This window comes from Capnocytophaga sp. oral taxon 332 str. F0381 (genome assembly GCF_000318275.2).
Lineage (GTDB): Bacteria > Bacteroidota > Bacteroidia > Flavobacteriales > Flavobacteriaceae > Capnocytophaga > Capnocytophaga bilenii.
Genome location: NZ_KB291268.1, coordinates 22500 through 32860, shown reverse-complemented (window position 1 = coordinate 32860; position 10361 = coordinate 22500). Strand labels below are relative to the sequence as shown.

The 10361-nt window shown below is 42.4% G+C and carries 2 protein-coding genes; both read left to right on the top strand.

The features are described from left to right. Window positions 1-330 precede the first annotated feature (330 nt). Window positions 331-1614: a citrate synthase gene (locus tag HMPREF9075_RS02130; protein ID WP_009414850.1), complete on the top strand. Its 1284-nt coding sequence runs from the start codon at window positions 331-333 to the stop codon at window positions 1612-1614. A gap of 286 nt (window positions 1615-1900) precedes the next feature. Further along, window positions 1901-10361: hypothetical protein (locus tag HMPREF9075_RS02125; RefSeq protein ID WP_009414848.1), on the top strand; the 8461-nt coding region annotated here is incomplete at its 3' end.

The window sequence follows — 10361 nt, the reverse complement described above, 5'->3', positions numbered from 1 at the left end:
GCTGGCACAGCCGAGTATGTGACGAAGGATAAGCAGCGGGGCACAAGCTACAAGCTTGCGCCAGCGAGTAACTTAGAATGGTTTTAAATTTTGCAATTGCAATAAAAAAATAATACCTCCTTTTTTGCGAATAATGCAAAAACAAACCTCTTAAATTATTGATATTATATTTTTCTAAATACTTATGCTATATTTATTATAAAATACTAAAAACGTAACTTTTTAGCTGAAAAAAATATTTTTATTTATTATTTTTTCTTTCAAAATATTTTCGTACCTTTGCGAATGAAAATTAAAAAATAGTAAATAACCCCAAAAAACATTACCACTATGGAAAATACAGCAAAATTAATTCTTGATGGCAAAGAATACGCTTTCCCTATTGAAGTAGGTTCCGAAAACGAAAAAGCTATCAATATTGAAAAGTTACGTGCCTTAACGGGCTTTATAACTTTAGACTCTGGCTTTAAAAACACAGGTGCCTGCAAAAGCGCAATTACTTTCCTTGATGGCGAACGCGGTATCCTGCGCTATCGTGGCTATAATATAGAAGACCTTGCCGCTCACGCCGAATTTTTAGAAGTGGCTTACCTGCTCATCTTCGGCGAACTGCCCACTACTGAACAATATGCGGACTTTAAGAAAACTATCCACAAATATACCCTCATTCACGAGGATATTCGCCATATTTTGGACGGTTTTCCACGCTCGGCACACCCTATGGGCGTACTTTCTTCGCTCACCAGCGCCCTTACTGCCTTCAACCCTGTTCCTGTAGATGTTAATTGCCCCAAAGACGTCTATCAGGCTGTTTGTAAGGCTATTGCTAAAGTTACTATCGTGGCTACGTGGGTGTACCGCAAGCGCGAAGGCTTGCCTGTAAATTACTACAACAACTCTATGGGATATATAGAAAACCTCTTGCAGCTCTTCTTTGCTATCCCTACCGAAGATTATAAAATTAACCCTACTGTGGTAAGGTCGCTTAATAAACTTCTTATCCTTCACGGCGACCACGAACAAAACTGCTCTACCTCTACTGTACGCCTCGTAGGTTCGTCTGAAGCTGGACTTTTTGCAAGTATATCCTCTGGGGTATCAGCCCTCTGGGGAAGGCTACACGGCGGCGCCAACCAAGCTGTGATAGAAATGCTACAAGAAATAAAAGACGATGGTGGCGATGTAGATAAATTTATACGCAAAGCTAAAGATAAAAACGACCCCTTCCGCTTAATGGGCTTCGGACACCGTGTGTATAAAAATTTTGACCCTCGTGCCAAAATCATTAAAGTAGCTGCCGATGAGGTACTACACGCCTTGGGTATCTCCGACCCTATGCTGGACATCGCTAAACATTTGGAAAAAGTAGCTCTTGAAGATGACTACTTCAAATCACGCAACTTGTACCCTAACGTAGATTTCTATTCAGGCATTATTTACAAAGCCTTAGGAATGCAGTTGGAAATGTTTACCGTACTCTTTGCTATAGGCAGGCTACCAGGGTGGATTGCACAATGGAAAGAAATGCGACAAGGCGGCGAACCTATAGGACGACCACGCCAAGTGTATGTGGGTGCCAAAGAAAGAACCTTCGTGCCTTTAGCTGACCGCTAATCTATTCTGAACTTGGAATAGGGTTACTAAAATACTTTTTTTAATCCTCACCCCGCTCCCCCCTCTCCAAAAGAGAGGGGGGAGCGGGGTGAGGATTTATGAATTTTGAATTATGAATTTTGAATTGGCACAAGGGGCAAGCTTGCGCCAGCGGGGGAGGGCTTATAAAAACACATTCAAAATCACAAAGAATGTTAAAATTTTATGGTGGTAAGAAAAAATGTTGTATCTTTGTGCCGGAATATAGTGTATTCTTTACTGTATTCTTGTTGTAAAAATAAAATAAATGATACAGAAACTAAAAAACGGAACTTTTAAAGGGCTTTTGATAGCCCTGCTGATGGTATTGGCACTCGCAACGAGCGGCGTATATGCCCAAACGTGCGACCCCAATACACAAAAAGCCTTAAAAGAAACCCACGTGTCGTACTTTGATAAAGTAACACAAGGGGCAACGGCTACTTTTACAATTAAGTACCCCTTAGAGGGCACTACCTACATTATTTCCGATAACCTTGGTACTACGTATTCCTATACGTATACTTCGGGGGCGGAGTTTATTGATATTAATGTGGGGGCAGTAAATGCCACTCGTAGGTTTGCCCTAAAAGCTATTAATGGGGGCTGTACTTACCAAACAGGCTTTGACTATACTATCAATCCTGTTACTACCTTGCAACTTGCCTATAGGGTAGAACACGAATGGTGCCGCAATAGTGGGGCAATACGTTTTACCCTTGTAGGTCCTGGAGCTAATAACGCTAATTACACCTTTCATAAAAAGAAAGCTAGCGATGCTAATTACGAAACATTGGCATTGCCTCTCACAGGGGCTACCTCATTGGCTGAAGGTGATTACCAACTTATAGCGAAGCCTATATCGGGGTCTGGTGATATAGAAACTCCCGTTATTAGGGTGAAAAAGGATATAGAAAACATAGTGTACAATTCTGTACAAATACCTGCTACTTGTGCTTCTTCAGGCTTGGGTATAAAGGTGAATGTTACACAAGGTAACTATCCTGTATACTATACACTACAAAAACCGCTGGGGGTAGATGTACCAGGGAAGGTAAAACAAATGTCTAATATCTTTACAGGTTTAACACCCGATACTTATTATGTGAAGGTAGAGGATTTTTGTGGAAATTTTAATACGCCTATACCTATTACTATTAATAATACTACTTTTAGCGTTACACACGTACACCCCCAGATAAAACCACAAGAATACAATTGTGATTATACAACGTTCTTCCGTCTTTGGTTTATGGGTACAGGAATAAACGCAGCTTATCAATCTAATTCTATATCTTATCCTTTTACCTTTAAGGTGTTGCTTACTTCCCCTTCAGGAAAGCACTATACCCCTACTTATACTATTACTAATAAACAAGACTTTGATACTTATCTATCACTGCTACCAGGTTGGGGAGGCGATGGTTTTACCATAGCTAACAGCCTTAAAGAACAGCGTATTGGAAAAGAATATGGTACTTGGCAAATAGGGGCAGAGTTGGATATGTGTGGAGTAGTAACAACTCTTCCCGCTGTGAGCACTACACTTTACAACCCTATAGAGAATGTACAAACAGAGGAAGATACAGGAGGAGGAGATGCAGCTTCTTGTCATACTTCTCAGCTTAGGATAAGACATAGAAATGGTTATGAGAGAGAAGATGATCCAGTACTCGATACCTATTTGGTAGTAGAACAAGCACCACCTACATTTGATTATGCAGGAGCAGGCTTTTACCAATTGGGTACTACTACCAATACTTTGCTGCAAGGCAAATACTTAAAAGCCATACGTTATAACTCCAATTCGTTTATAACGGTAGTAGAATCGCGATTTTTGCACAATGGCGATACCTTCCGTTTTCGCTTGGTAGATGCTACTTGTAGCAGTACTCGTAGCTACCTGATGCCAGCTATTACGCTTACTAGTGCTAACCCACAAGCTACTAATTTAGGTGTTTATGAATCAGGTAGTTGTGATGGTTTTACGCTTACAGGTACTACTAAGGGATCGATACACATAATAAGAAACTACGGAAGCCCGATAGAAAAAATAAGCATAGTGCGTTATAACGGTAGTGATACAGGTAATATAGGAAGTACTTCATTTACGCTACCTTATGAGTTTAAAGCAAGCCATCGTGTGGATGAAAACAATTGGTATGTACGTGATTTACCTTTGGGTACCTATTCGATTACCATTACCAATACGTGTGGGGTAGCAGTTACTAGAGATTTAACAATAAAAGGACAAACTTATTCGGTTACGTTCTTACCAGGTTGTGAACCTACTGTATCAGCAACTATTGTTGATTATAGAGCGTATAATACAGATGGACAAGATACTTCCTTTGTAATACAACGTTATGACGAATCAAGACAGGAGTGGATTGAGTTCGCTCGTCCTCGAATGGACTTTGGTTCCTATACTACAAAAACATCAGATTGGGGCTTAGGTAAAAAAGGGAAATTCCGTGTGATACGCCGTGTGGCAGATGACTTTGCAGGAAATAATATATGTGTGCAAGTGCTTGCCGAAAAAGAATTTAAAGGTGATCTGGAAGAACCTAAGATTGTAGGTTTTGGCTGTGTGGGTGGTAAATACCACTTAGTAGTAATACCTCAGGGTGGTACAGGTCCTTATAAATACGACCTTGTACATCGTCTGCCTGCAGGTTCTACTACCCCCGATACTTCGGTAGCTATCACACAAAACAATGATAACTTTTTCTTAAATTTAAATGTAAGCAATCTTAATGATGCTTATAAATTTAAGGTAACTGATAGCTGTCCGGCAGCTAAAGAGAGCCAGATAACTATTGCCAGTGTGCAAACTCCTACAATAGAGGCTGCCAAAAGGTTCTATTGTGTGGGGCAATCGGCACAACTTACAGTTCCCGATTTGGGTCCTAATGTAACTATAGAATGGTATCGCTCTGATGATGCACCTAATACGTTTAGAGCAACAGGTACTACCTATACTATTAATGCACTTACCAATGACGACTTTATCCATAGCTATAAAGTACGCCTTAAGATTCCGTCACAAACAGTAGTACAAGGCTGTATTTCTGATGCGATTCAGCCTTATCAGTTCCAGCGTTCTAATCCTTCTATACCATCACTTGTACCGTCGGCTTCTGAAACAATAAGGTGTGTGGAAGCAAGTGAAGATTTTGATATAATGAGTATCTTCAATATTCCATCGATGACCTTGCCCGCAGGGGTAACCACTCGTGTGGTAGAAACTACTGGTGAGATACCTGTGATGAGTAATGATAAAATTAAAATACGTTATCAAGCTCCTTATCAACAACCTGTAGGTTGGGGTACCCATACTTTCCGCTATGAGATACTTTCGCCTTGTGGCATAGTAACTACTTATCAGGAAGCTAAACTAACGGTAAAACCTTATGTAAATTACAAACCTAAAGATGTTGTAAAGATATGTAATCCTAATGTAACTTTAAATGAGGTAAAAACTCTTATTACTGAGGGTACTCCTACTATTACGACTATACAGCCAGAGTTTCATTGGTATAATTCGTATGCAAATGCTGTAGCTGAAATCTCAGAACTACCGGGTAGTACCTCGCTTGATACTTCAAATGGAAAAACTGAAGTGCGCTATTTGCGCTTTAGCAAAGCAGCGTATTGTTCTACGAATGTTTATACCATTACTATACAAGGACAACAAAGTGTAACTGCTGTAACGCTTACCAATACAGGTTGTGATGTTACTACCGTAGCTGAGCTAAAAAAACTAATAGACCAAGAGGATACTGCCAATGTAATTGTTTATAAAGATGGTATTGCCCAAGCCAATGACGCCTTGGTGCAAACCAATACAGGCTATACCTATGCTAAAAACGTATATGATTGCGTGACCAATCAGGCTACGGTCACCTTTAACCTTAACAAACGTTTAGAGGCAGAGAACCAAGTAGTAAAAGTATGTACTATCTTAAACTATCAAAACTCTTTGGCAGCTACTGCAGGAGCTATAATGGATGCTATAGGTGAGGTATATACGGGTACCCAATCGCTTACTGTAAGGCTTTACTACCAAAGAAGAGCTACGCCTGCTGATGAGTATACCGATAGGCTTAGTGAGATAAACACAAATACAGATTTATACTTTAAATTGCAAAAACCAGGTTGGTGCGACTCTATGGTATATTCGGTAAGGTGGGCACAGAATACAATGACCCTTGCCGATGTGCGTACAGTTACTATATGTGAAGAGATAACTGTAGGCGAGCTGGCAAACCAATTGCAAACAACCTATAATTATAAAGATGTATACATTTACCAAGGCGGAAGTAATGCCTCACTCACAACAGTTACTTTTGTAGATTGGAATTCGGCACTTTACTTTAGTGCCCAAGATACAGGTAAATGTCGTAGTATCAAAGCACCTTTGGTGCTTATCAAAAACACTAATGTTACTACCGCTACTGCCAAGGCTTTTGTGGTGTGCAGAATGCCAAGCGAAACGCCTAAAGTATCGGATCTTAAGAACGTAATAACAGGTGGTGATGTAAGAATATTTATACGTGTTGGTACTCAATGGTACTTGCAAGCAGATGATGCATATGTAAATACAGGTTACTCGTATTTCTATACGTTGCAGGCTGCAGGTAAGTGCCCGAGTGAGAAAACACCACTCATTGTAAACTTGCTCGATAGACCTACCACGACCCCTACGGTAAGTGCTACGGTTACCCTTTGCCCTACCGCTACCAGCACGGTGGTATCGCTTACTACTTATGTAGCGCCATTGGCAGGGCACACCTTGCAGTGGTACGATACCGCTACGGCTACTACTACCCGCACGGTACCTACTATCAATACACACGTAACTACCAAAACAACGGTATCGGGTTATGTGGTATATGTAAATAGCAACGGCTGCGAAAGTCCGCGTGCAGTAGTAACCGTAACGGTAGATGATACAGCAACTCCTACGATTACTGCTCCAGCTCCTTTAGTTGTAGATTGCAGAAACGCAGCTGCTAATATCACTACGTGGCTTAATAGTGCTACAGCTACTGATAGCTGTGGTACGGTGAGCATCACCAATAATTACAACGCAGTAAAACCTGCCAACTTGTGCAACCACAGCGGGGTAGTAACCGTTACCTTTACCGCTACCGACCTCTTTGGCAATGCGGTAAGTGAAACCCGCACTATTACTTTGGTACATATAAAAGCTAATACTGATAGTGTGACCATCGCTAATGGGGCTAATGGAGGCAGTACTACTATAACTGTATTTGACAATGATAAGATAGGTACGCAAACGGCTACGGCTTCTACCGTAAGTATGACGGTAACCACTCCAGCAACAGGAGCAGCGGGCAGCGCAACCCCTACCCTCAACGCCGATGGTACCGTAACCGTACCAGCAGGTACAAAATCGGGTACGTATACTATAGGGTATAAAATATGTGCCGATGTAGTATCAATCACTGTTTGCGACAATGCTACTATCACCATAGTAGTGGGACAAGCAAGTCTTTCGGTGGTATCGGAAACCTTTACCATAAGCAATGGAGCTAATGGAGGTACTACCAGCAGCGTACTTGAAAACGACAGCTACAACGGCACTACAGGTTTAGCGGGCAATGCTTCGGTAACGCTTACTTGGACAAACGTACCAACGGGTATACAAACCCATACTGACGGTACTATCACCATACCCGCAGGAACACGTTCGGGTACTTACGAAGTAGGTTATAAGCTTTGCGAAAACCTAAACAACAACCATTGTGCTGTAGCAACTGCTACTATAGTAGTAGGGCAAGCAAGTCTTTCGGTGGTATCGGAAACTTTTACCATAAGCAATGGAGCTAACGGCGGTACTACCAGCAGCGTACTTGAAAACGACAGCTACAACGGCACTACAGGTTTAGCGGGCAATGCTTCGGTAACGCTTACTTGGACAAACGTACCAACGGGTATACAAACTAATACAGATGGTACTATCACCATACCCGCAGGAACACGTTCGGGTACTTACGAAGTAGGTTATAAGCTTTGCGAAAACCTAAACAACAACCATTGTGCTGTAGCAACTGCTACCATAGTAGTAGGACAAGCAAGTCTTTCAGTGGTATCGGAAACCTTTACCATAAGTAATGGAGCTAATGGAGGTACTACCAGCAGCGTACTTGAAAACGACAGCTACAACGGCACTACAGGTTTAGCGGGCAATGCTTCGGTAACGCTTACTTGGACAAACGTACCAACGGGTATACAAACCCATACAGACGGTACGATTACTGTACCCGCAGGAACACGTTCGGGTACTTACGAAGTAGGTTATAAGCTTTGCGAAAACCTAAACAACAACCATTGTGCTGTAGCAACTGCTACTATAGTAGTAGGACAAGCACCGCTACAAGCTACAGATAATGACTATGTAATAAGCAATGGAGCCAATGGAGGTACTACCAGCAGCGTACTTGAAGACGACAGCTACAACGGCACGACAGGTTTGGTAGGCAATGCTTCGGTAACGCTTACGTGGGATAGTGTACCTACAGGTATACAAACTCATACCAATGGTACGATTACCGTACCAGCAGGAACGCCATCGGGTATTTATACGCTTACATACCATATTTGCGAAAACTTAAATAGCAGCAACTGTTCGGCAGCAACTGTAACCATAGCTGTAGGAGTTTCGCTTATCGTAGCGCATAAAGATGAAGGTGCTTCCTTCAGCATACCTAATGGAGCTAATGGAGGAACAACAAGTAGTGTATTGGCAAACGATACCCTCAACGGAAATGCGAACCCAAGCACCAGCTCGGTAACGCTTACGTGGACGAATGTACCAACGAGTATACAAACTAATACAGACGGTACGATTACCGCACCTGCAGGCACACCCGCAGGCACTTATACCCTTACTTACCGCATTTGCGAACAGTTGAATGGTACTAACTGCTCGGCAGCTACAGTTACCCTTGTAGTGGGACAAGCAAGTTTGACAGCCGCAGCAGATACCTTTACAGTAACCAACGGAGCTAATGGAGGTACTACCAGCAGCGTACTTGAAAACGACAGCTACAACGGCACTACAGGTTTAGCGGGCAATGCTTCGGTAACGCTTACTTGGACAAACGTACCAGCAGGGGTACAAACCCATACAGACGGTACGATTACTATACCAGCAGGAACACCTTCGGGTACTTATGAAGTAGGTTATCAACTTTGTGAAAACTTGAATGGCAGCAACTGCTCGGTAGCGACAGCTACGATAGTAGTGGGACAAGCAAGTTTGACAGCCGCAGCAGATACCTTTACAGTAACCAACGGAGCTAATGGAGGTACTACCAGCAGCGTACTTGAAAACGACAGGTACAACGGCACTATCAATTTGGTAGGCAATGCTTCGGTAACGCTTACTTGGACAAACGTACCAACGGGTATACAAACTAATACAGATGGTACTATCACCATACCCGCAGGAACACGTTCGGGTACTTATGAAGTAGGTTATAAACTTTGTGAAAACATAGTAGGTAATAACAACTGCTCTGTAGCAACAGCTACTATAGTAGTGGGACAAGCAACTCTGACAGCCGCAGCAGATACCTTTACAGTAACCAACGGAGCTAATGGAGGTACTACCAGCAGCGTACTTGAAAACGACAGCTACAACGGCACTACAGGTTTAGCGGGCAATGCTTCGGTAACGCTTACTTGGACAAACGTACCAGCAGGGGTACAAACCCATACAGACGGTACGATTACTATACCTGCAGGAACACGTTCGGGTACTTATGAAGTAGCTTATCAACTTTGCGAAAACTTGAATGGCAGCAACTGCTCGGTAGCAACGGCTACTATAGTAGTGGGACAAGCACTTATCGAAGCCGTAGATAACGACTTTGCAGTTGCTAATGGTTCTGTAGCAACTACTACAGGTAGTGTACTTGACAACGATAAATACAACGGCACCACAGGTTTAGTGGGTAATACATCCATAACTTTTGCTTGGGATACTGTACCTACAGGTATACAAACTCATACCAATGGTACGATTACCGTACCAGCAGGAACGCCATCGGGTATTTATACGCTTACATACCATATTTGCGAAGTCTTGAATAATCATAATTGTTCAACGGCAACGGTAACGGTAGCTGTAGGAGTTTCGCTAATAATAGCACGTGGCGATAATAATGATAATTTCCGTATTGCTAATGGTGCTAATGGAGGAACAACAAGTAGTGTATTGGCAAACGATACACTCAATGGGGTTACCCCTCCTAATACAGCCTCTATAACGCTTCATTGGCATAATGTTCCTACGGGTATCCGCACCAATACTGATGGTACTATTACCGTACCAGCAGGCACCGCTTCGGGTACTTATATAGTAACTTATAGCATTTGCGAGGCACTAAACCCAACTAACTGTTCGGGTATAGCCACTGCCACTGTAGTAGTGGGACAAGCAAGTCTGACAGCCGCAGCTGATACCTTTACAGTAACGAATGTTGCAGGGGGTACTACCAGCAGCGTACTTGCTAACGATAGCTATAATGGAGTAACACCTCCTAATACGGCTTCGGTAACGCTTACTTGGCTTACTGTGCCAGCAGGGGTACAAACTCATACCGATGGTACTATTACCATACCTGCAGGAACACCTTCGGGTACTTATGAAGTAAGTTATCAGCTTTGCGAAAACTTGAATGGCAGCAACTGCTCGG

Bases quoted from the DNA above. Each gene is read 5' to 3' on its own strand.
- HMPREF9075_RS02130 (WP_009414850.1), top strand. From the start codon at position 331: ATGGAAAATACAGCAAAATTAATTCTTGATGGCAAAGAATACGCTTTC.